Origin of the sequence: Nocardia sp. 852002-20019_SCH5090214 (genome assembly GCF_001665865.1) — a bacterium.
GTDB lineage: Bacteria > Actinomycetota > Actinomycetes > Mycobacteriales > Mycobacteriaceae > Nocardia > Nocardia nova.
This window is the reverse complement of the sequence record NZ_LZMK01000268.1, coordinates 12,170-33,727: the sequence shown is the minus strand read 5'-3', so window position 1 is coordinate 33,727 and position 21,558 is coordinate 12,170. Positions and strand designations below refer to the sequence as shown.

The following is a 21,558-nucleotide window of genomic DNA, read 5'->3' as shown; positions in this document are numbered from 1 at the left end:
GCTACCTCTGAGACAACTTCGGGTCTATCGTTTGTGGGGTGGTCGCTGAGCCCGCGTGGGTCCGGCCATGATCCGACGGACTACCACCGTCCCGATAGCTGAGGACCGAAGTGGACAACGTCACGACACAACGGGATATGTCCAGCGGGATTGTCGGAGAATTGCTCGCGGCAGGTTTCGGCGACCCCGTCGAGGTCGGGCGCGGCGGTTCCGGGGTGGTCTATCGGTGCCGGGAGTACGCACTGGACCGGTATGTCGCGGTCAAACTGTTGCTGTCGGAGGTGCGGGGTGACGAGCGCGAGCTGTTCGTGCGCGAACAGCGGGCGCTGGGCCGGTTGTCCGTGCACCCGCACATCGTGCAGGCGCTGCATGTCGACCTGACACCGACCGGCCGCCCCTACATCGTGATGCCGTATTTCGCGCGCGGGTCTCTGGATCAGCGCATGCGCCAGACCGGCCCGCTGCGCTGGCCCGAGGTGGTCTCGATCGGGGTGAAGATGGCCGGCGCGCTGGCCGCCGCCCATGCCGCGGGCATGGTGCACCGCGACGTGAAACCGGGCAACATCCTGCTGACCGACTACGGCGAACCCCAGCTGTCGGATTTCGGCATTGTCCACGTCGGCGAGGTGACGACCGGTTCGACGCCGCTGGTGCACGGGACGCCCGCGTTCACTGCCCCTGAGATCCTGCGCGGCGCGACCGCGACCGAAGCGGCCGACATCTACGGTCTGGGCGCCACGATGTTCTGCCTGCTGACCGGGCACGCGCCGTTCGAGCGGCGCAGCGAAGAACCACTCGAGGTGCAGTTGACGCGGATCGCCGAGGCAGCGTTGCCCGACCTGCGCGAGTACGGTGTTCCCGACGCGGTGTGCGTGGTGGTGGAGTCGGCGATGACCCGCGAGCCCGCGGATCGCCCCGCATCGGTCCTCGAACTCGGCGAACGGCTACGTGATGTGCAGCGCGAGACCGGACAGCCGGTCGACGCCGTGGTGGTTCCCCCCTCCGCCGAAGACGTCGCCGCGGGGACAGGCTCGGGCTCGCCGATACTGCCCGCCGTCTCCGCGGGCTCGGTCACCACACCGCCACCACCCTCCGCGGCCACGAAATTCCGGCCGCCGACCGCCGCCCGCACCGCGATCGAACGCACGCGCCTGCGCGAAATTCTCGACGCCGGTGGCAGACGGCGGGTGATCCTGATTCACGGCCCGGCGGGGTTCGGCAAGACTACCCTCGCCGCGCAATGGGCCACCGCCCTCGAGGCCGACGGCGTCCCGGTGGCGTGGCTGACGACCGATCACGACGACGACAACGTGGTGTGGTTCCTGGCCCACCTGGTCCAGGCGATCCGCCGGGTGCGCCCGGAGCTGGCTCGCGAGCTGGGCGCGCTGCTGGAGGAGCGATCCTCCGACGCCACCCGCGCGGTGCTCTCGGCCCTGATCGACGAGATCCACGACAGCGATCAGGCGATGGTGCTCGTGGTCGACGACTGGCAACTGGTGCGGGGTGAAAACACCTTGGCAGCAATGAATTACCTGCTGGAGCACGGTTGCCATCACCTGCGGGTCGTGCTGGTCACCCGGGGCCGGGAAGGGCTGGCGCTGACCAAGCTGCTCGTCCAGGACGAACTGATCGAAATCGGCACCACCGCATTGCGTTTCGACGCCGACGAGGCCACCGCGTTTCTGGTCGGCCGCAACGATCTGCGGCTGGCGGCCGAGGACGTGGCCAAAGTACGCAGGTCGACCGAGGGCTGGGCCGCGGGGCTGCAACTGGCGCAACTGTCGCTGGCCGGCCGCGACGACCCGGCCGCGTTCATCGACAACCTCACCGGTCGACACCACATGATCGGCGAATATCTCACCGAGAACGTGCTGGGCTCGCTGGATCAGCCGCTGCTGGAGTTCCTCATGTCCACCTCGATAACCGGGACTACCTGTGCTGATCTGGCGGCCGCCCTGTCCGGGCGGTCCGACAGTCAGGAACTGCTCGAGCTGGTCGCCGACCGGAACCTGTTCCTGCAGCGGATGGACGAGGACGACCGGTGGTTCCGGTATCACGGTCTGTTCGCCGGTCATCTGGTGCGCAGGCTCGAGCATCAGGACCCGGATCGGTTGCGGCAGTTGCACTCTCGCGCGTCGAACTGGTTCGCCGAACACGACATGCTGGTCGAGGCCGTCGATCACGCCCTGTTTGCCGCCGACCCGCACCGTGCCGTCGAGCTGGTCGGGGCGCGCGCGATCGAACTCATCGAATCCTTCCGCACGTCCACGTTCCTGGGCCTGATGGCGAAACTGCCGACCCCGCTGACCGAATCGCGACCCCGGCTCCAGTTGTGCCTGGCCTGGGCGGCGCTCGGTCTCGAGCGGCACACCCAGTTCCATACCGCGCTGGACAGAGCCCTCGCCGCCCTCGAGACGAGCGATGTCGACGGGCGGGCCGCGAGGGTGCTGCGTGCCGAAGCTGCCCTTCTGGTGGGTTTGGAGGACTACGCCCTCGACCGGCTCGAGATCGTGCCCGACACGGTCACCGAGCATATCGATGATCTGGCGGCTCCGGTGATATCGGTGTCCGCGGCCGACCTGCTTGCCGCCGACGCGCTGAACCGGTTCGAGTATCCCGCGGGCCGCCGCTGGCACCGTTCGGCCCTGCGGCACGGTGCGAGCAGCGGCGCGCTGGCCGTTCAGCACAGTCACTGCATCGCTGGGCTGGCCGCGTGGGAGCAGTTCGACATCGCCGGGGCCGAGCGGCATTTCGCGGTCACGCCGACGGTGCCGCGCGGCGCGGATCTCGGGACCCGCATCGCGCTCATGTCCGGCGCCCTGCTGGGAGATCTGCGGTATCGGCAGGGCCGTCTGGTCGAGGCTGAGCGACTGCTGCGGGCCGGCGCCACACTCGAACGGCTCGGCGGTATGCCGGATGTCCTGCTCGCCAGCTACGGAACCGGTGCGCGGCTGGCCATCGCGCTGGGCGAACTCACCGATGCCGAGCGGCTGCTGAGCATCGGCGCGCAGATCGCCGAGGACAAATCGCTGCCCCGCCTGGCCGCGCGCATCGTCAACGAACGCGTGCGAGCGAATCTTCCGATCCCGGACGACATCCGCTCATGGCTCGCCGCCCTGCCGCCGTACCGCGCACAGGACACCAGAATCCGCGCAATGACCGCCGAACTGGCCCAGGACTCGCTCATTCGTCTCCTGCTGGCCGAACGATCGCCCGCCACGATCGGCGAAGCGTGCGACCGCTCCGAGATCCTCGTACGCGAAATCGGCCGGCAGGCTCGTCCGGTGGCGCTGGTGCAGGCGCAGCTGTTGGCCGCCTGCTGCCAGTGGGCCGCCGGACATCACGAAAAGGCGAAAAGCCTTGCCGCACCGGTGATCGCGCGGTGCATCGCCCAGGGAGTGCCGAGGCTCGTGGACGATGCCGGGCCGGGGATTCACGACATCGTCGGCGATCTGGTGGTCGGCTGAGGGCACGTCGGAGACCGGCGAGGCCCGGCCGATGGCACGGCGTGCGAACGGGCCGGGACCGGTCGCGGGGTGATCCCGCCGATCACGGGCGAGGCCGTGATGGCCGAGTGTCGCGCGGGCTCAGGCCGCTGAGCAGAAGCCGGATCAACTCCTCGCGGCGGTCGGCGGGCAGGACGTCGGAAGGGTGGGTGGTGGCCCGGAACATGATGGTGCCGGTGATGATATCGGCCACGGTGGCGCGGTCGATGTCGGCGCGGATCTCGCCGCGGGTGACGGCGTCGTGCAGCGCGTCCTCGATGGCCGCGAGACAGCGATCGATCGAGTCGCGTGTGAAGGCGGCATACATCTCCGGGTGATCGGCCATCTCCGCCGCGCAGCGGCGCAGGATGCTCAGCCGCGGCTCGACGAAGACACCGGCGATCCGGTCGAGCAGCACGGCCAGATCCTCGGCGATCGATCCCGTGTGCGGTGGAACCAGTCCGGCGGCGAGGGTCGACATTCCCGCCAGGATGAGATCCTCGCGCCGGGGCCAGCGCGTGTAGATGCTTCGTTTGGCGGCGCGGGCGCGGGCGGCCACCGAGGTGATGCTGAACTCGGCGATGCCCTTCTCCGCCAGCTCCTCCACGGCGGCATCGAGTACGCGCTGGTCCACGGTCTCGTCCCGAGGGCGTCCGCGCGGCCGGGTCGATGTCATCCCGGCAGCATATATGGATCTGGTACCGTTGCATAATTCGTGATACTGAAATACGCTGGCCGCTATGGCATTTCATGAATTTTCCGTCGCCACTGCCGACGGTGGAAGCCGCTCGCTCGAGGAGTACGCGGGCCGCGTCGTCCTCGTGGTCAACGTGGCCAGCAAGTGTGGCTTCACGCCCCAGTACGAAGGCCTGGAAGCCCTCTACAAGAAGAACCGGGACCGTGGGCTGGAGATCCTCGGCTTCCCGTGCAACCAGTTCGGGGATCAGGAACCGGGCGCCGACGCCGAGATCCAGGAGTTCTGCTCCACCAACTACGGCGTCACCTTCCCGGTGTTCGGCAAGATCGAGGTCAACGGGCCCGGCGCGGATCCGCTGTACACCTACCTACGTGCCGAGGCGCCGGGGGATTTCGGTCCCTCCGCCGGGCGGTTGTACGACCACGTCAAGGCCACGCGGCCCGAGGCGATCGGAACCGACGAGGTGAAGTGGAATTTCACGAAATTCCTCGTCGGCCGTGACGGCACGGTGATTCGTCGCTTCGAGTCGACCGTGACGCCCGAGCAGATCGAATTTGAGATCGCCGACCTGCTGGACTGAGACCCTCGACGGACCGATCGCCACACACCCGGTCCGAGGCTACCGGCGCAGCCGCATCCGGCAGGGTCCAGGGCGCGCGACTGCCGAATTCTCGCGAAGCACCGAGCGGGGCAGTCGGCCGGACCCGGACACCGACCGGTCGGCGCAGTCGAATCATGTTGCCACGGCGCGGCTTTGCTCGAAGCAGGTTGATGCCGCTGGCACCCGCCTGCATCAGCGCGGCGACGGCGTACTTGGAGTCATAGAAGGGGCATCAAGGCGTATGGCGGCCGACGACGTATAAACCTTCGATAACTTCACTGGTTTCGAGGTGGTCGAGACCTGAGGGCGCTACGACTTGTGGCCGGGGACGACGCCGTACTGTCGTGTGCAGTGTCCCAACATTTGCCGCCGATGGTCCACGGTCGGTAGTCGCCCGGTGGTTCGTTGCCGTGCCGGAGTGACAGCGGTCCTGATCGAGCGGCAGGTCGCAGATCATCGGGAGATGTCGGCGTAATGCCCACGTATCGAAAGGGAAAGTTGATGTCGCACAAGGACAACGGTGGAACCGGTAATGCCGAATCGAGCAGCCGCGAGCCCTACGACACGAGCCCGCTGTCGGGCGAATCCGCCTGGAAGGTGGCGGTGGCGGCCGAGGGCGCGCAGCAGTTCGCCGCGATGATCGAATCGCTACGGGCCTTGCAGGACCGAGTCGCCGGGTCGAACCCTCCGGCCTCGGAGATGGTCGAGGTCACCAAGCGCATCGACGAGCTCGAGCGGCTGCTGTCCGCCTACCAGGTCCCGCATGCGGAGTCGGTGGCCGGTCATCTCGAGGTGCCCGGCCGGGGACAGTCGCTGGCGCCCGCGTTCGTGGTCGACCACGGCGACGCCGATCAGGTCAGCGGACACGTAACCTTCAGCCGCTTCTACCTCGGCGGCGGGGGAGCGGTGCACGGCGGGGCGATCCCGCTGGTATTCGACGAGGTGCTGGGGCGCCTCGCGAACGCCGCCGGCCGTCCCCGCTCGCGCACCGCATATCTGCATGTGAACTACCGGGCGATCACTCCGCTCGATCGCGAACTGACTCTGACCGCTCGCTTCGACCGTGAAGAGGGCCGCAAGCGTTTCCTGACCGCCGAACTGCGCGACGGCGACGCAGTGCTCGCCGACGCGGAGGGATTGTTCGTCGCACTGCGGCCGGGACAACCCTGAGCGGAGGAGTGTCGACTGACGCGTGAAGGCGTTTCAGTACGGGATAACGCCCGGGTCGACGCGAAGACGAGAACACTGGACCCGCGTCTGGATGGCTAACCAGGTGAGTCCCGTCTTCGCCAGTTGTCTATCTAAGTGAGATAACTTATCCTCGGTGGGATGGCGACTACCGCGTTGCCGATACAGCCGGGGCGGCCCTGGTGGCTCTGTTCGCAGCCACGCCGGCCCCGTTCCGCCGAGCACAGGATCCATGCATGAAAACGACAGCAGCAGTACTCGAAAGTCCCGGAAAGGCTTGGGAGATCCAGCAGTTGGACCTTCTCGCACCCGGGCCGGGCGAGGTTCTCATCGCTAATCGGTTCGCGGGGCTGTGTCATTCCGATGCGCATCTGAAGCACCTCGGTGCGATGGGGACGTACCCGCTGGTCGGCGGACACGAAGGCTCCGGTGTCGTGGAAGCGATAGGAGCAGGTGTGGACCGCGTCCAGGTGGGTGACCATGTCGTCTTCTCGTTCATTCCCTCGTGCGGAATGTGTCGTTACTGTGCGACGGGGCGGTCCTACCTGTGTGACAGTGGTGCGAACGCCGGAACGGGTTTGATGGCCGACGGCACGCACCGGTTCGAACGCGACGGGCAGGGCGTGGGTGGATTCTGTGCACTCGGTACCTTTTCCGAGCGCATGGTGGTGTCCCAGCGTTCACTGGTGAAGATTCCCAAGGATGTGCCTCTGGACGTGGCGGCGCTGTTGTCCTGCGGGGTTCCGACCGGGTGGGGTGCCGCGGTCAACGCGGCCGAGGTGGCGCCCGGCGACATCGTGGTCGTTTTCGGTGCCGGCGGAATCGGGATCAACGCGGTCCAGGGCGCGCGCCACGCCGGGGCGAGTCACATCATCGTCGTGGACCCCGTGCTCGCGAAGCGGGAGTTCGCATCCGAACTCGGAGCCACCCGTGCCACTGGCGACCCGGCAGAGGCGGCGTCGTGGGCGCAGGAACTCTCGGCGGGTACTGGCGCCGACGCGGTCATTGTGACCACGGGTGTGCTCGACGCGGCGACGACCGGGCAGGCGATCGCCTGCACCGGCAAGGGTGGCCGGGTCGCGGTAGTGGGTCTCAGTGACGATCCCATGGATATCGCCATCGCCCTCCCGGCAGGCGCGGTGACGTACAACGTGTTGCGTATCCAGGGCGTGCTGTTCGGGCAGTGCAATCCGCAGTCCGATATTCCGCTGTTCCTGCGTCTGTGGGCGGAAGGCCGACTCGAACTCGGGCGTTTGATCACCCGGCGCTACCGGCTCGAGGAGATCAACGAGGGTTACGCCGACCAAAAGGCCGGCCGGCTCATCCGTGGCCTCATCGAGTTTTCGTGACAGCCGGGCTTCAACTGCCGTCTCCCGAACGCCCACTGCTGGAAAGGAATCACCGATGAAGCGCGAACACTTCCTGATCAACGGCAAGTGGAGGGCGCCGTCGGGTGCCGATGTCCTTCCGACGATATCGGCGGCCACCGAACAACAGATCGGGCAGTCACCCGTCGCGACGACTGCCGACATCGATGTTGCTGTGCAAGCTGCACGCGATGCGCTGCCCGCCTGGCGCGACCTCTCACCGGTCGAGCGCGCGGGCCTCATGGAACGGCTGAGCGAGAATCTGCAGAAACGGACGGCTGAGATCGGTCCGATCGTTGCGCAGGAGGTCGGAACTCCGCTCGCATTCGCCGGTGCGGCAAATGTACTCGGCCCGGTATCGCAGTTGCGTTACTACGCGTCGAAGGCGCGCGATCTGGTAATCGACGAAGAACGGCCCGCGTTCGCGGGGCGCACCGTTGTGCACAAGGAGCCGGTCGGTGTGGTCGGCGTGATCGTTCCGTGGAACTACCCGATCGGGCTGATCCATTTCAAGCTGGCTCCTGCGCTCGCGGCAGGATGCACGGTGGTGGTCAAGCCGTCGCCGGAAACGGCGCTGAGTTCGTACCTGTTTGCCGACGCCGTATACGAAAGCGGTTTTCCGCCAGGGGTGATCAATGTCGTGCCCGGTGATCGCGTCGTGGGCGAGCACCTCGTCCGTCACGACGGTGTCGACAAGATTGCTTTCACCGGTTCGACTGCGGCCGGACGCCGCATCGGAGAATTGTGCGGTGCTGCCCTCAAACCGGTGACGCTGGAACTCGGTGGTAAGTCCGCTGCGGTCCTGCTCGAGGACGCGCCTCTGGAGGCGTTCATCGCGAGCATGGGCGTTGTCTGCATGGCGAACAACGGCCAGACCTGTGTGAACAACACCCGGATTCTGGCGCCGGCGTCGCGGTACGACGACGTCGTGGACGCGGTCACGAACGCGATGTCCGGCTATCGGGTCGGTGATCCGCTCGAGGCCGCGACCGAGGTCGGTCCAGTCGTCAACTCCGTCGCCCGGGACAGGATCGAAGGCTATATCGCGGAGGGTCTTCGAGCTGGTGCCCGCATCACTACCGGTGGTGGCCGCCCCGCCGGACGCGAGAAGGGATGGTTCGTATCGCCGACCGTGTTCGCCGATGTCGATCCCGGCATGAGTATCGCCCGCGAGGAAATCTTCGGCCCGGTCCTCACCGTGCTGCCTTACGAAGGTGGCGATGAAGGTGCCGCGCATGCGGCGAACGACTCCATCTACGGGCTGGGCGGCACGGTGTGGAGTGCGGATGTCGAGCGCGGCAGAGCCGTTGCCCGGCGGATCGACACCGGAACAGTCGGGGTCAACACCTACACCCTCGATGTGAACTCGCCCTTCGGAGGGCACAAGGCCAGTGGTCTCGGCTATGAGCTCGGTGACGAAGGCTTGGCCGCGTACTTCAAGCTGACCTCGATCTACTTGCCGGACTGAAATCGGTTCGGTATCCGGTGTGAACGCTCGGCGGCGACCGCCCCAAGACCGTCGCCATGGCGAAGAGCCCGTCCTTGCCAAAGTCGCAAGGGCGGGCACTTCGCGTTCCGGCGGCACGAATCCGATGGCGGGTCAGGCTCTGACCTCGGATTCCACCGTGCCCAGGTAGGCCCGCTCGATCCGTTCCGGATCGGCCGCGAGTTCGGCGGCACTGCCACGTAGTACGTCGCGTCCGTGCGCGAGAACGATTGCGGTGTCGGCGATGTCGAGGGCGAGCCGTACGTGTTGTTCGACGAGGATCACCGCGGTGTCGCTCTCGTCGGCGACCCGCCGGATCACCGGCAGTAGCGATTCCACGATCACAGGGGCCAGACCCATGCTCAGTTCGTCGATCAGCAGTACCTTCGGCCGCTGCATCAGGGCACGCCCGATCGCGAGCATCTGTTGTTCACCGCCGGACAGCATGCCCGCGGCGACCTTCAGCCGCTCGCCGAGTCTCGGGAAGTACTCGATGATCTCGCCGACGGCCGGGCCCGAGCGGCGGCGGGCGAGCTCGAGATTCTCCTTCACGGTCAGTCCGGTGAACAGTGCCCGGTCGTCCGGAACGAGTACCAGTCCGGCCCGTACGGACGCGCGCGCGTGCCCCGGTTTGATGTCGGCGCCCGCGATGGAGACCGTGCCGCCGAGACCGGGCAGCAAACCGGCCAGCGTCATCAGCAGGGTGGTCTTGCCCGCACCGTTGGGCCCGAGCAGGCACAACACCTCACCCGCGGCGAGCAAGAGGTCGAACCCCCGCACACACGGGCGCCCCTTGGCATATCCGGCGTCGACTCCGGCGCATTCGAGAACCGTGGTCATGCGGAGACCTCCGTGGTGGCGTGGGTGGTGCCGAGGTAGGCGCGCACCACATCGGGATTCGACTGGATTTCCTGGGGCGTACCCTCGGCGATGACCCGGCCGAGATCGAGTACCACGATCCGGTCGCAGATCTCGAGGACGAGTTCCATATCGTGGTCGACCATCAGCACGGTCACGCCCGCATCCCGCACAGCCTTCAAACGCGCACCGAGCCATTGGCTTTCGGTGCTGTCCAGACCTGCGGCCGGTTCGTCCAGCAGCACGATCCGGGGGCGCCCGGCCAGGGTGCGGGCTACCGAGACCAGCTGGCGCCGGCCCTGCGACAGCTCGCTGACCGAACGGTCGGCGACGGTGTCGAGGTGGAGCATATCGAACAGGGCATCGATGTCCGGCGGTGCGGAGCCGGCGCCCCGGGCGCGGTCGACGGCGGCCACCGTGCCGACAGTGACGTTCTCGCGCACCGTAAGATCGTCGTACAACTCGATGCCCTGGAAGGTCCGGCCCAGGCCGAGCCTGCTGCGTTTGTGCGGTTCGAGCCCGTCGACCCGATGGTCGCCGAGTGTGACCGTTCCGGAGCACGAGGCGAAGCCGCTGAGCGCATCGATGCAGGTGGTTTTACCGGCGCCGTTGGGCCCGATCAGCCCCACGATTTCACCGGACCGCACCTCGAATCCGACGTCGTCGAGGGCCACTACACCGCCGTACCGGACGCCGATGCCCGCGGCGGACAGCAGAATCTCATCGGAGACCTCGCGCAGCCGCGGCGCCGCTTCGGGCGCGGGAGTCACGGCCGGGCGGTCGGGTTCAGCCGGACGGATTCTGCTGAACCACCGGCGAATTCGTGCCGAATGCTGATGCAGGTGGCCGGCGAGGCCCTCGGGGTACTGGATGATCGTCAGCACCAGCAGGATTCCGGAGATGATCGAGTAGTAGTCGCCGAGGTGCAGGACCCGGTCCATGAAGATGAACAAGATGCCGCCCGAGCCGATGATTCCTGCGAGAATGCCGCCCGAGACACAGGTGATACCCGCGATGTAGACGATCGCGAACAGTCCGATACCGGCGAGGACGGAAAACGATTCGGCGGTGGCGACGGTCTGCTGGTAGCCCATCAACGATCCGCCGAGTCCGGCGATGAACGCGCTGATCGCGAAGGCCTTGATCTTGGTGCGGGACACGTCGATTCCCGAGGCCGCCGCCGAGCGCTCGTTGGCCCGCACGGCCAGCATCGAGGCGCCGAGGCGGCTGGTTCGCAGTTTCGCGACTCCCACCGCGACCAGGACCAGCACTACGAGGCAGACGATTCCGAAGGCGATCCGCGGATATGCCTGTCCCGCACCGATACCGAGATCGATGCCGAACAGGGTCGGATTCGTGATATGCGCGCCGTTCAGTCCGCCGTTGAGGTTGCTGTTGCGGAACCAGAAGGCGTCGAGAAACACCGCCAACGCGAGCGTGACCACGGTGACGGGCAATCCGCGGATCCGCAGCGCGGGCAGTCCTACGATGACGCCGATCACGGTGGCCGCGAGTGCCGCGAGGATGGGGGCGATGGGGAAGGGAATCCCGAGGTCGCTGGTCAGGCGGCTGAGGGTGAACGCGCCGATGCCCGCGAGTGTGAGCTGGGCGAGCGAGATCTGGCCCGCGAACCCGGTGACGACGACCTGTGACAGGGCGACGACCGCCAGGATCAGGGTGGTGATGACGGCGGCGCGGTAGCTGCCCGTGGTCGTCAGCATGGCGACAAGTGCGACGGCGACGGACAAGACGGCCGGAACGAGCAGGCTTTTCGGTCGCGGTGCGCGGCCCAGGGTCTGGACGATGATCGCGCCCCGCGAAGGCAGCGGCCGGCCTCGGAACACGAGGAAGATGAGGATCAGCACCAGCGGAACAAGCTCTGCCATACCGGATTTCGGAAACCAGTCGATGGTGCTCTGCAGATGCGTCGTCTCCGACTGCAACATGCCGATGCAGAGACCGGCGACCACCGTCAGGCCCAGCGCGGTGAAATTGCCGACCAGCGCGGCCGCGAGCGCGGGCACGATGAACAGCGTGTAGGAGACCGGGATGAGCGGCACGATCGGTGCGATCAGGATTCCGCTGAGCCCGGCCACCATCGTGCTCAACGCCCAGTTGCCGTAAGCGATGCGTTCGGGGGACAGGCCGGTAATTAATGCACCCTTCTCGGTTTCGGCCGCAGCGCGGGTGGCCAGGCCGAATCGCGTCCATCGGGACGACAGCGTGAGAACCACCGCGAGCGCCGAGATCACCCCGGCGAACCACAGCCGGTCCGCTGGAATACGGGCATCGCCGATCGACAGCGCCCCGGACGGCAGAATCGCCTTCACCGAGACCGGGGTTGTGCCGACTCGCACCGCGAGCAGGGCCTGCACGAACAGCATCACCCCGATCGAGGCCACGGCCTTCGCGACCGGTGGCGCGGTGCGCAACGGCCGGAAGACGATGGCGTAGATCGCGATTCCGAGCGCGGCCGCGATGACGAGTGAGATCGCCATCGCCGGCCACAAGCCGAGGCGCGCTCCGAGATGAACCGATTTCGCCATCCCGGGAATCGGGTTGAGCAGTTCGCCCTTGCGCAACATCCCGTACGTGTAGGCCACGTACAGGGCGATCGCGCCGGTGCCGAAGTTCACGACGCCCGAACTGCGGAATGTCATCACCAGGGCCAGGCCCAGCGCCGCGTACACGGCGCCGTTGCCCAGCCCCAGCGCCAGGAAGACGAGATGGTCGGTCACGGAAAGCTCCTCGGATACCACATATTTCGCTGCAGCCTGGACTTACTTGGTGACCTGAGGGTCGGTGGGCTTGCCGTCGCTGACGGTGACCGTCACCAGCTGTGTGCTGCAGATCGAGGGCAGCTGCGCCAGGGCGCTGGCATTGCAGGTGAAGGTGATGCCGTGTCCGGCGGGCAGGACAACGTTCTGGGCAGATTTGATCGCGCTGGAGACCGCCGCAGCGTTCGGATCGGCGGTTACGCCCTGTGCCGCGCGGACCAGGCCGAGCATGCCCTGGTAGCCGGTGTAGGTGTAGCCGCCGAGGTCGGTGTTCGGGGAGTACTTCTTCATCACGCTGCGGTAGAGCACCGCCTCGGGATCATTGGAGACCAGGTCCGCGGTCGTGAAGACGTGCGCGCCGTTCATCGCGTCGCCGACTGCTTCGACGGTGGCGGGGTCCAGGCACGGCTGGATGAGCATCTTGTCCTGGGTGGCGCCCAGGGTGCCGAGGGCCTTGACCACGGAGGTGCACATCGTCGCGTCGCCGACCACGGCGATGGCGCCGACATTGCCGGAGATCCCGGAGCTCACCTGCGGGGTCGCGTCCGGCGTGCCGAGCGGGATGGGCACGACCTGCAGGTCGATGCCCGCGGCGCCGAAGGCGGCCCCGCCTATGGTCTTCGCGGTAGCGGGGGCGGCGCCGGAATCGGTGACGAAGGCGGTGACCTTCTTGTAGCCCTTACCCGCCGCGTAGACCGCCATCGACTTCAGGGTGCCGGGGAACCCGCCGGTCAGGGCGAAGGCGCCGGGGGTTGTCATCTCCGCGCCGCTGGCCCCGGCCGGGGTGAGATAGGGGATCCCGGCTCCGGTGATGACCGGTACCATCGCGTCACCGTAGGCGGTGGTGGTGACGACGACGGCGGAGACCTTGCTTTCGACCATCTGGTTGGCGCAGTCACGGTTGGACGCCGGATCCTCCTTCGCCGCGCAGGTGACGAGTTGGATGGGGTGCCCGGCGATACCGCCGAGGTTCGCGTTCGCGTACTTCACGACCGCCTCGGCAGCTTCGCGGTTCGACGGCTGCGACACCGCGGGCCCGCCCTCGGGATTGATCAGGCCGATCTTGATCGGGCTGCCCGTCGCTGGTTTGTCGGGGAAGGCGCTGCTGGGAGCCTCGGCCGAGGAACTCGAGGAGCTATCGCTGCTGCCGCAGGCAGTGGCGAGTGCGATCGCGGGAACCAGCGCGATCAGGCCGAGCCGACCGACTCGGGTCTTGATGGATCGCCAGTTGTCACGCTTGTCGGTCATGGTGCTTCCTTCTCTCAGGGCGCCTGAGCTGCGGTGCTCGGCGGTGATGTGGATCACAAACCCGGGGTCAGGTAAACGTAGGTGCGAAAATCAGATGTGTCAATAAGCAATCTAAGTTCACTTGGTGCGCATTGAAGGTCGCGGACGGCGGCAAGTGTGGCGGGTGTTGCGCAGCCCCTGCCGGGAGCGGTTGTGAGGGTGAAAAATACGGGCTGAGCACCGTAAATCTACTGAGCATTGCTAATGATTTCGGTGCGTTGAGGGCGTTCGCTGGACGTTGCGGCGCGATCTTGCGGCGCGTTAGATAGTGAACTATGTTATCTAGGTAAGTTCCCGGTGATGCCGCCGGAAGGCTCGGCAGAAAGGTGGGCAGGGTGCAGACGGTCAATGTCGAACGCCACGACGGGGTGGTGGCGGTCGTGATGTCGCGGCCGGAGAAGAAGAACGCCGGCAGTCCGGCCATGTGGCGCGAGCTGGCCGAGACGTTCACCGAGATCGAACGCACGCCGGGCGACCGGGTCATGGTCCTGACCGGCGCTGGCGGCGACTTCTGTTCCGGCGCCGATCTGGACGGCATCTCCGGCGACGCACTGGACTACATGAAGCGCGCGAGCCATGCGGCCGCGGCGCTGTCGGCGCTCACCATCCCGACCATTGCCAAGGTCGATGGGGTCGCGGTCGGGGCGGGCTGGAACCTCGCGCTCGGATGCGACCTCGTCGTGGCCGCCGACCGGGCCAGGTTCTCCCAGATCTTCATCCGCCGCGCCCTCTCGCTCGACTTTGGCGCCAGCTGGCTGCTGCCCCGGCTCGTCGGCCTGCAGAAGGCCAAGGAACTCGCCTTCTTCGGTGAGATCCTCTCGGCCGCAGAAGCTTACGAGCTCGGTCTGGTGACCCGAATCGTGGCCCCCGACGAGCTCGACAGCACGGTCGAGTCCATGGCCCGGCAACTGGTACACGCACCCGCCCAGGCCCTGTCGCTGACCAAACAGCTGCTCGACGCGGCCGCGGACGGCGGCAGTATCGAGGCCGCGCTGCAGCGCGAGAACCATGCGCAGGCCAACAACATCGTCGGGGCGGACGCGGCGGAGGCGCGGGCGGCGTTCCTGGAGAAGCGTGCGGCCCTCTTCTATCGACCCGATTCGCAGCCCGCCCACGCCGCGCACGTCTAGGAGTCCCTCATGTTGACCACACGATTCACCGAAGAGTTCGGCGTCGAGCATCCGATCGTCCAGGGCGGAATGATGTGGGTCGGGCGCGCCGAACTCGCCGCCGCGGTCTCCGAGGCCGGTGGCCTGGGCATCATCACCGGGCTCACCCAGCCCACCCCGGAGGATCTCGCCAAGGAGATCGCCCGCGTCCGGGAGATGACCGACAAGCCGTTCGGCGTCAACCTCACTCTGACGCTGTCGATCAATCCGCCGCCGTACGAGGAGTATCGCCACGCGATCATCGACTCCGGAGTGAAGATCGTGGAGACGGCCGGCTCGAACCCACAGGTGCACGTCGAGCACTTCAAACAGCACGGCATCAAGGTGATTCACAAGTGCACCAGCGTTCGGCACGCCCTCAAGGCGCAGAGCCTCGGCGTGGACGCATTGAGTATCGACGGTTTCGAATGCGCCGGGCATCCCGGCGAGGACGATGTTCCGGGGCTGGTGCTCATTCCCGCGGCGGCGGACAAGTTGAGCGTCCCGATCCTGGCCTCCGGCGGTTTCGCCGACGGTCGCGGCCTGGCCGCGGCACTGGCGCTGGGTGCCGACGGCATCAATATGGGCACCCGTTTCATGTGCACCGTGGAGAGTCCGATTCATCAGCGGGTCAAGGAACAGATCGTCGCCGCGACCGAACTCGACACCCAGCTCATCTTCCGGCAGCTGCGCAACACCATGCGCGCGGCGAAGAATTCGGTCAGCGAAGAAGTCGTCGAGATTCTGGGCAAGGGTGGGCGATTCAAAGATGTGCAGGAGCTGGTGGCGGGTACTCGCGGCCGTAAGGTCTACGAGAACGGCGATCCCGAGGCCGGTATCTGGACCGTCGGCATGGTGCAGGGCCTGATCAACGACATCCCGACCGCCGGTGAGCTGGTCACCCGGATTGCGGCCGAGGCCGAGAGCGTCCTGCGTCGCAACACGGCCCTGATCTCGGACCCGGTCGCGGTCTCCTGACCCCCGTCGTACGAGGAGCATGATGAGTATCGCGACCACCGGTTCGGCCCGGCCCGTGGAGTTCCGCGGGGCCGGTGGCCTGCGGTTGGCGGGGGATTGCTGGGGTGACGACGGCGATCGGGTGGTGCTCCTGCTGCACGGCACCGGGCAGACCAGGCACTCGTGGAAGAGGACCGGTATTCACCTGGCGGCCAAGGGGTTTCGCCAGCCTCGAAGAGGCTGCGGACGCGATCGCGTCCGGACGGCCGCTGGCGATGGCATTGGGACCCGCAGTTCCTGCACAAGCTGGATCGGCGCCCGCACACGTGGGTGGGCGAAATCGAATCGGCGGTTGCGAGGCTGGGTGTGCCGATACTCGTAGTACGCGGCGCGTTGTCCGATGTGGTCAGTCGCGAGGCGGTCGAGAAGTTCGTAGCGGTGGTGCCAACCGCGCGATTCGTCGAACTGAGCGGCGCGGGCCATGCCGCCGCCGGCGACGACAACGACGCGTTCACCGATGCTGTAGTCGAATTCGTTTGAGAGACAAGGGAGTCCCGATGGGTGAGAAGAACGAGGGTGTCGAGTTCGAACCGGTCCTGGTGACCAGGCAGGGCCACGTCGCGATCCTGACGTTGAATCGCCCGGACCGGCGCAACGCCATCAACCGGGCGATGCGCAAGTCGATCAAACGGGAATTGTGGAAGGCTGACGCCGATGATGATGTCCGAGTGGTGGTGATCACCGGCGCGGAGAGCGCGTTCTCCGCAGGCGTCGATCTGCCCGAGGCGCTGACCGGACCGCCTCCGCGCACCGAGGGGACCACTCCCACCCAGGTGTTGCGGGCGATCGGCAAACCGGTGATCGCGGCGGTCAACGGCCCCTGCTACACGGGTGGTTTCGAGTTCGCAGTGAACTGTTCGTTCATCATCGCTTCCGAGCAGGCCGTCTTCGCGGATACGCATGCCTCGATCGGGCTGCTCAACGGCTGGGGCGGCAGTGCGATGCTGCCCCGCATCGTCGGGTTGCCGGCCGCGATTCAGATCATCCTCAGTGGCGATCCGATCGACTCCGCGACGGCCCTGCGTATCGGCCTGGCGAACGAGGTTGTGCCACACGAGAAGTTGATGGAACGTACCCTCGAGATCGCGGAATCGATCGCGGCGAGCCATCCGGTGGCGGTGCAGCGCATGCTACGTCTGCTCAAGGAGGGCGCCGGCGCTTCGGTCGCGCATGCGCTCGGCTTGGAGGCCGAGGCATCGGCCTCGTGGCGTCCCGACGGCAAGGATATCGGTGACCGCTTCGGCAAGCGCTCGATGAAATCGAAGGCCGATGACTGAGGTGGACGTGGCGCGCAATGCCGACGAATTGCGCACGGTTCCGCTCACCGACGTATTGCGCCTGGATCGTATCGACCGTGATCTGTTCCGTTCGGCGCACCGCTTCGATGTCGAGCGCCCGCTGTACGGGGGTCAGGTGATGGCGCAGGCGCTGCTGGCCTCCGGTGCGACAGTCGAACCCGAGCGGGTGCCGCACTCGCTGCACGGTTACTTCCTGCGCCGAGGCGATGGCGCTCGATCGGTCCTGTACCGGGTGGACAACGATCGCGACGGCCGCTCGTATTCGGCGCGCCGAGTGGTCGCATTGCAGGACGGCGAGGTCATTTTCAGCATGTCGGCGTCGTTCCGGACGGTCGCCGAGGGGCAGGAGCGGACCCGCTCGGGAGTGACGCCGGTGGCGGCGCCCGAGGAGTGCCGGGTCCTCACGCTCGATCCGGAACTCGCGCTGCAGGTGCGGGTGCAGGACTGGTCGAGCCCAGACCCGTTCTTCCCGGTCAGGTTCTGGGCCCGCCCTAATGGTGAACTGCCGCAGCATGATCCGCTCGTTCATGCGGCAGCGATCGCCTACCTGTCGGATTTCTCCGCGGGACTGCAGCGCACGGTCGGCAGCGAAGTCCTCGGACCGAGCCTCGATCACGCCCTGTGGTTCCACCGGCCACCGCGCTGGGACGACTGGCTGTTTATCGACTATCGCAACGGTGTGTCGGCGGGCCTGCGCGGCTGGTATCAGGGCGGCGTCATCGACAACGGCGAAGTTGTGGCGAGCTTGGCTCAGGAAATGGCGTACCACGATACCGCGCCTCGGCTCGACGGCCCGGCGCGATGATCGACTGGATCGCACCCGCCCGGCGAAAGTTGCTGTCCCGCTTCACTCCTGGTGATCCGTCCCTGACTGCGTTGCCGATCGACGATCCGCTCAACGATTCCGCGATCGCGGTGCGGCGCATCATCGGCGCGTTGGCGCGCACTGCCCCCGACGACGCCGCGCTGCCCGCGGCCGCGGCCGAACTGGAACGCATCGCCGAGGCGCTGGAGAGCCGTACCCGCCCCGTTCGAGCGCAGCTCTCGCAAATGTGGCAGGGGGAGGGAATAGCGCGACACGATCCGGCGACCGGCCCGGAGAACCCGATCGCGCCGCCGTTGACCATGCGGGACGCCGGTAACGGCTGGGCGGAAGGCGTTGTCACCCTGGGGCTTCCGTACCAGGGGCCGCCCGCACTCGTGCACGGCGGCGTGTCCGCGCTGCTGCTCGACGGTGCGCTCGCGGTGGCGAACGAGCTGTGGGGTTCGGGCGGTATGACCGCACAGCTCGAGATCAGCTACCGCAGGCCGACTCCGCTGTACGTTCCGCTGACCGTGCGGGCCCGGCGGCTCCGCCGGGACGGCCGCAAGGTGTACACCACGGGCGAGATCGTCGCCGACGGACAGGTGACGGTATCGGCGCAGGGGCTGTTCATCGTGACCGACCGGGCCGGTGCGGGAGGTGCCGAATGATCGCCGCTCTCCCGCTCGAGGCGTATCCGTGCCGGCGTGAGATCAGTCTGATATTCGCCGACATCGACACCATCGGTCACGTCAACAATGTCGCCATCGCGCGATTCTTCGAAGAGGGCCGCGTCGCGGTGGGCCGGATGATCGCCGAGCTGCTGGGCGAGCGAGTGCCGCTGCGCATGGTCCTCGCGCACGTCGAGATCGATTACCTCGCGGAAGTGATGTATCCGGGTGAGGTTCAGCTCGGCGCCGGCGTGCACCGGGTCGGACGGACCTCGATCGAGTTCCGGGCCGGGTTGTTCCAGCACGGCAGACCGGTGGCGGTGTCACGTTCGGTCGACGTCAACACCGTCGAGGGCCGGCCGGGGGCTGTCCCGCTGAGCGGGCAGTATCGGACCGTGGCGCAGAAGCTGCTCCTGCCCGGCGCCTGATTCCCGAACGTCGAAGCGGACCGGCCTGGATATTCGGTCGGTCTACAGGCCTTTCGCTGGACAAGCGAGAGCGGTAATCTATAACTAAGTTAACCTAGTGCTGATTGAAGTCCAGCGCGTAGTGAAAGAGGCCGAGGAGGCGTGGTGGAAGGATCGACAGGCGCGGCGAAGGTGCCGGCCGCGACGGGCGACTGGCGTGCGTGTTTGACCGCGCTGCTCGACGACTATGTGCGGCGTCCGCGGCCGGAAACGTCGAGAGAGCGCGCCGCGGCCGCCCGCGCCTGGCAGTCGGAGATGGTCGACGCGGGCGTTGCCGCGCCGGGGTGGCCGAAGTCGGTCGGCGGGCTCGAGCTGGGGCTCGAAGACCAGCTCGACTACTACCGGATGACCAGTTCCGCCGGTGTGCCCAAGCATCCGAACCCGATCGCCTTCATCGTCGCGCCCACCCTCATCGTCTACGGCAGCGACGCGCAGAAGAAGCGTTTCCTCGAACCGCTGCTGCGGGCCGACGAGACCTGGTGCCAGGGCTTCTCCGAACCAGGCGCCGGCAGTGATCTGGCCTCGCTGTCCACCAAGGCCGTGCGCCACGGCGACACCTACCGCGTAACCGGCCAGAAGATCTGGACCACCCAGGCCACCGAGGCCGACTGGATGTTCACGCTGGTGCGCACCGGGCCCGCCGGGCGCGGCACCGACGGCATCAGCTATCTGTTGATTCCGATGAACTCACCCGGTATCGATGTCCGCCCACTGCGCGACGCCTCCGGCGGCTACCACTTCGCCGAGGTCTTCTTCGACGATGTCGTGGTGCCCGCGGAGAATCTCGTCGGCGAGGAGGGTAAGGGGTGGTCGGTGATGCGCACCTCGCTCGGTCACGAGCGCGCCACCGCATTCCTCGCCGACGAATTCCGCTACCGCGGCTTGGTGGACAAGGTGTTCTCGCTCGCCATCAGCCAGGGTTATGCCGACGACGCCTTGATTCGCCAGGAACTCGCTTTCGTCGAGACCGGTGTGCGAGCCATCGCGGCGAACAGTGCACGCGCCCTCGATGCCGTTCTGCGCCAAGCGGATCCGGGTGGAGTCGCCTCGGTGAACCGGCTGGTGAAATCGGAATTCGAACAGCAACTGCATCGACTGGCGCTGCGGCTCACCGGATCGGGTGCGGCCCTCGGTGGCCGGTCGCCCGGCGCGGTCGCCGGCGGCAGTTGGACATACGGCTACTTTATGACCCGGGCCTCGACCATCGGCGCCGGCACCGCCGAAATTCAGCGCAACGCCATCGCCGAGCAGGTGCTCGGCCTGCCGTCGCATCGCGGTGAGGGCACGCGCCCCGCGACGGTGGTGCCGGGCCGTCCACTGTCACCGCCCGACGAAGACGAGGCCGCGCTGCGCGAGGTGCTCGGCAAGGCGCTCGCCGCGCACACCGGAACCGACCAGCTGCTAACTTGGGCTACCAAGACCGCCGACTACGACATCGGGCTCTGGGACGAGCTGATCAGGTTCGGCCTGCCCGGACTCGCGCTGCCCGAGGCCCTCGGCGGCGGGGGCGCGAGCCTGCGCCTGCTGGCCGCCGCCGTCGAGGAAGCTGGCTACGCGGTGGCCCCGGTACCGCTGGTCCCGACGCTCATCGCGCTCGAGGTTCTGCGGCAGGCCGGCGCCACCGACGCCGTGCGCGCGATCTGCGACGGCGCCACCGCCGCATTCGTCGTCCCGGTCGACGACCACGGCTGGGCGGTCGAGGGCGGGCTGCCAGTATTGGACGGAGCCCGGCTGTCGGGGTCGGTCGAGCGGGTGTCCGGTGCGCCGGTCGCTGATCGGCTGGTGCTGGTCGCCCGCGATAGCAGTACCGGCGAGTTGGTGCTCGGTACGGTGAAACCCATCGAGGTCGAGATAGAACCGCAGGAATCGGTGGACGTTACCGGCACCATCGGCGTGGTGGTATTGGACGGGGTCGAGCCGGAGGTCATCGCCCGCGGCGCTGACGTGACCCGGATCCTCGACGCCGCGCGGCCGGTGGCCCAGCTGGTTCTGGCGGCCGACTCGGTCGGTGTGGCGAACCGGGCCCTGGCGCTCGCCGTCGACTGGGCCGGACAGCGCGAACAGTTCGGCCACCTGATCGGCTCCTATCAAGCCATCTCACATCGCTGCGCCGACATGCTGGTGCGGGCCGAGGGTGCGCGCGCCCAGGTATTGTCCGCCGCGGACGTCGAGTCCAACGACGCCGAAACGCGACTGTCCGTGGATGTCGCCACCGCGGCCGCACTCGACGCCGCGGTCTGGGCGGCCGAGAACTGCATCCAGATCCACGGCGGCATCGGTTTCACCTGGGAACACCCGGCGCATCTGCTGCTGCGCCGAGCCACCGGCAACCAGGTGGCGCTGGGACGCCCGGAGAATCTGCGCGACCGTGCCGCCGGCGCGGTGCTGGCCCGACTGTCGTGAACAAGG

16 protein-coding genes and 1 pseudogene are annotated in these 21,558 nt (G+C 67.2%); 13 read left to right on the top strand and 4 right to left on the bottom strand.

What is annotated here, in order from left to right; translation table 11 throughout:
- The first annotated feature begins 137 nt into the window (after positions 1-137).
- Complete coding sequence (locus tag A5780_RS20455) at positions 138-3,467, top strand: serine/threonine-protein kinase (protein ID WP_064909281.1); 3,330 nt, start codon at positions 138-140, stop codon at positions 3,465-3,467.
- An 82-nt stretch (positions 3,468-3,549) separates the two neighbouring features.
- On the opposite strand, the gene A5780_RS20450 is transcribed toward A5780_RS20455, so the two are convergent.
- Positions 3,550-4,161, bottom strand: a complete 612-nt coding sequence (locus tag A5780_RS20450) for a TetR-like C-terminal domain-containing protein (RefSeq protein ID WP_064909280.1) — start codon at positions 4,159-4,161, stop codon at positions 3,550-3,552.
- 64 nt (positions 4,162-4,225) lie between these two features.
- On the opposite strand from A5780_RS20450, the gene A5780_RS20445 reads away from it, so the two are divergent.
- The 4 genes from A5780_RS20445 (at position 4,226) to A5780_RS20430 (ending at position 8,806) form a co-directional block, all read left to right on the top strand.
- Positions 4,226-4,762, top strand: coding sequence for a glutathione peroxidase (locus tag A5780_RS20445; protein ID WP_064909279.1), 537 nt, complete (start codon positions 4,226-4,228; stop codon positions 4,760-4,762).
- Between the two features lie 522 nt (positions 4,763-5,284).
- Positions 5,285-5,953 (top strand): hotdog domain-containing protein, encoded by a 669-nt coding sequence (locus A5780_RS20440; protein WP_231983026.1) that lies wholly within the window; start codon positions 5,285-5,287, stop codon positions 5,951-5,953.
- 254 nt (positions 5,954-6,207) lie between these two features.
- Complete coding sequence (locus A5780_RS20435; RefSeq protein ID WP_064909278.1) at positions 6,208-7,320, top strand: Zn-dependent alcohol dehydrogenase; 1,113 nt, start codon at positions 6,208-6,210, stop codon at positions 7,318-7,320.
- 55 nt (positions 7,321-7,375) lie between these two features.
- Complete coding sequence (locus tag A5780_RS20430) at positions 7,376-8,806, top strand: aldehyde dehydrogenase (protein WP_064909277.1); 1,431 nt, start codon at positions 7,376-7,378, stop codon at positions 8,804-8,806.
- 132 nt (positions 8,807-8,938) lie between these two features.
- Here A5780_RS20430 and A5780_RS20425 read toward each other — a convergent pair whose 3' ends face one another.
- The 3 genes from A5780_RS20425 to A5780_RS20415 are packed head-to-tail and all read right to left on the bottom strand — an operon-like array spanning position 8,939 to position 13,707.
- Positions 8,939-9,664 (bottom strand): ABC transporter ATP-binding protein, encoded by a 726-nt coding sequence (locus tag A5780_RS20425; RefSeq protein ID WP_064909276.1) that lies wholly within the window; start codon positions 9,662-9,664, stop codon positions 8,939-8,941.
- Positions 9,661-12,420, bottom strand: a complete 2,760-nt coding sequence (locus A5780_RS20420) for a branched-chain amino acid ABC transporter permease/ATP-binding protein (RefSeq protein WP_064909275.1) — start codon at positions 12,418-12,420, stop codon at positions 9,661-9,663. The genes A5780_RS20425 and A5780_RS20420 overlap by 4 nt, the downstream gene beginning before the upstream one ends.
- Positions 12,421-12,462: 42 nt before the next feature.
- Positions 12,463-13,707 carry an ABC transporter substrate-binding protein gene (locus tag A5780_RS20415; RefSeq protein ID WP_082976600.1) on the bottom strand — a complete coding sequence of 415 codons (1,245 nt, stop codon included), beginning with the start codon at positions 13,705-13,707 and terminating at the stop codon, positions 12,463-12,465.
- Positions 13,708-14,081: 374 nt separating this feature from the next.
- Here A5780_RS20415 and A5780_RS20410 point away from each other — a divergent pair, with 374 nt between their 5' ends.
- From A5780_RS20410 to A5780_RS20375, 8 genes and pseudogenes are all read left to right on the top strand, one after another.
- On the top strand, positions 14,082-14,876 hold the full coding sequence (locus A5780_RS20410; protein WP_231983024.1) for an enoyl-CoA hydratase/isomerase family protein: 795 nt from the start codon (positions 14,082-14,084) through the stop codon (positions 14,874-14,876).
- A 9-nt stretch (positions 14,877-14,885) separates the two neighbouring features.
- Complete coding sequence (locus tag A5780_RS20405) at positions 14,886-15,872, top strand: nitronate monooxygenase family protein (RefSeq protein WP_064909274.1); 987 nt, start codon at positions 14,886-14,888, stop codon at positions 15,870-15,872.
- Positions 15,873-16,226: 354 nt separating this feature from the next.
- Positions 16,227-16,391 (top strand): annotated as a pseudogene (locus A5780_RS43170) (alpha/beta fold hydrolase); the annotation flags it as partial.
- A gap of 17 nt (positions 16,392-16,408) precedes the next feature.
- Positions 16,409-17,188 carry an enoyl-CoA hydratase-related protein gene (locus A5780_RS20395; protein ID WP_082976599.1) on the top strand — a complete coding sequence of 260 codons (780 nt, stop codon included), beginning with the start codon at positions 16,409-16,411 and terminating at the stop codon, positions 17,186-17,188.
- On the top strand, positions 17,181-18,014 hold the full coding sequence (locus A5780_RS20390) for an acyl-CoA thioesterase II (protein WP_064909272.1): 834 nt from the start codon (positions 17,181-17,183) through the stop codon (positions 18,012-18,014). Before A5780_RS20395 ends, A5780_RS20390 begins: the two co-directional genes overlap by 8 nt.
- Positions 18,011-18,682: a PaaI family thioesterase gene (locus A5780_RS20385; RefSeq protein ID WP_082976598.1), complete on the top strand. Its 672-nt coding sequence runs from the start codon at positions 18,011-18,013 to the stop codon at positions 18,680-18,682. Before A5780_RS20390 ends, A5780_RS20385 begins: the two co-directional genes overlap by 4 nt.
- Positions 18,679-19,110: a thioesterase family protein gene (locus A5780_RS20380; protein WP_064909271.1), complete on the top strand. Its 432-nt coding sequence runs from the start codon at positions 18,679-18,681 to the stop codon at positions 19,108-19,110. The genes A5780_RS20385 and A5780_RS20380 overlap by 4 nt, the downstream gene beginning before the upstream one ends.
- A gap of 144 nt (positions 19,111-19,254) precedes the next feature.
- Positions 19,255-21,552, top strand: coding sequence for an acyl-CoA dehydrogenase family protein (locus tag A5780_RS20375; protein WP_197521815.1), 2,298 nt, complete (start codon positions 19,255-19,257; stop codon positions 21,550-21,552).
- Positions 21,553-21,558 lie beyond the last annotated feature (6 nt).

Coding starts and splice junctions, on each gene's coding strand:
- A5780_RS20455 (WP_064909281.1), top strand. CDS start 138: ATGTCCAGCGGGATTGTCGGAGAATTGCTCGCGGCAGGTTTCGGCGAC.
- A5780_RS20450 (WP_064909280.1), bottom strand. CDS start 4,161: ATGACATCGACCCGGCCGCGCGGACGCCCTCGGGACGAGACCGTGGAC.
- A5780_RS20445 (WP_064909279.1), top strand. CDS start 4,226: ATGGCATTTCATGAATTTTCCGTCGCCACTGCCGACGGTGGAAGCCGC.
- A5780_RS20440 (WP_231983026.1), top strand. CDS start 5,285: ATGTCGCACAAGGACAACGGTGGAACCGGTAATGCCGAATCGAGCAGC.
- A5780_RS20435 (WP_064909278.1), top strand. CDS start 6,208: ATGAAAACGACAGCAGCAGTACTCGAAAGTCCCGGAAAGGCTTGGGAG.
- A5780_RS20430 (WP_064909277.1), top strand. CDS start 7,376: ATGAAGCGCGAACACTTCCTGATCAACGGCAAGTGGAGGGCGCCGTCG.
- A5780_RS20425 (WP_064909276.1), bottom strand. CDS start 9,664: ATGACCACGGTTCTCGAATGCGCCGGAGTCGACGCCGGATATGCCAAG.
- A5780_RS20415 (WP_082976600.1), bottom strand. CDS start 13,707: ATGACCGACAAGCGTGACAACTGGCGATCCATCAAGACCCGAGTCGGT.
- A5780_RS20405 (WP_064909274.1), top strand. CDS start 14,886: ATGTTGACCACACGATTCACCGAAGAGTTCGGCGTCGAGCATCCGATC.
- A5780_RS20395 (WP_082976599.1), top strand. CDS start 16,409: ATGGGTGAGAAGAACGAGGGTGTCGAGTTCGAACCGGTCCTGGTGACC.
- A5780_RS20390 (WP_064909272.1), top strand. CDS start 17,181: ATGACTGAGGTGGACGTGGCGCGCAATGCCGACGAATTGCGCACGGTT.
- A5780_RS20385 (WP_082976598.1), top strand. CDS start 18,011: ATGATCGACTGGATCGCACCCGCCCGGCGAAAGTTGCTGTCCCGCTTC.
- A5780_RS20380 (WP_064909271.1), top strand. CDS start 18,679: ATGATCGCCGCTCTCCCGCTCGAGGCGTATCCGTGCCGGCGTGAGATC.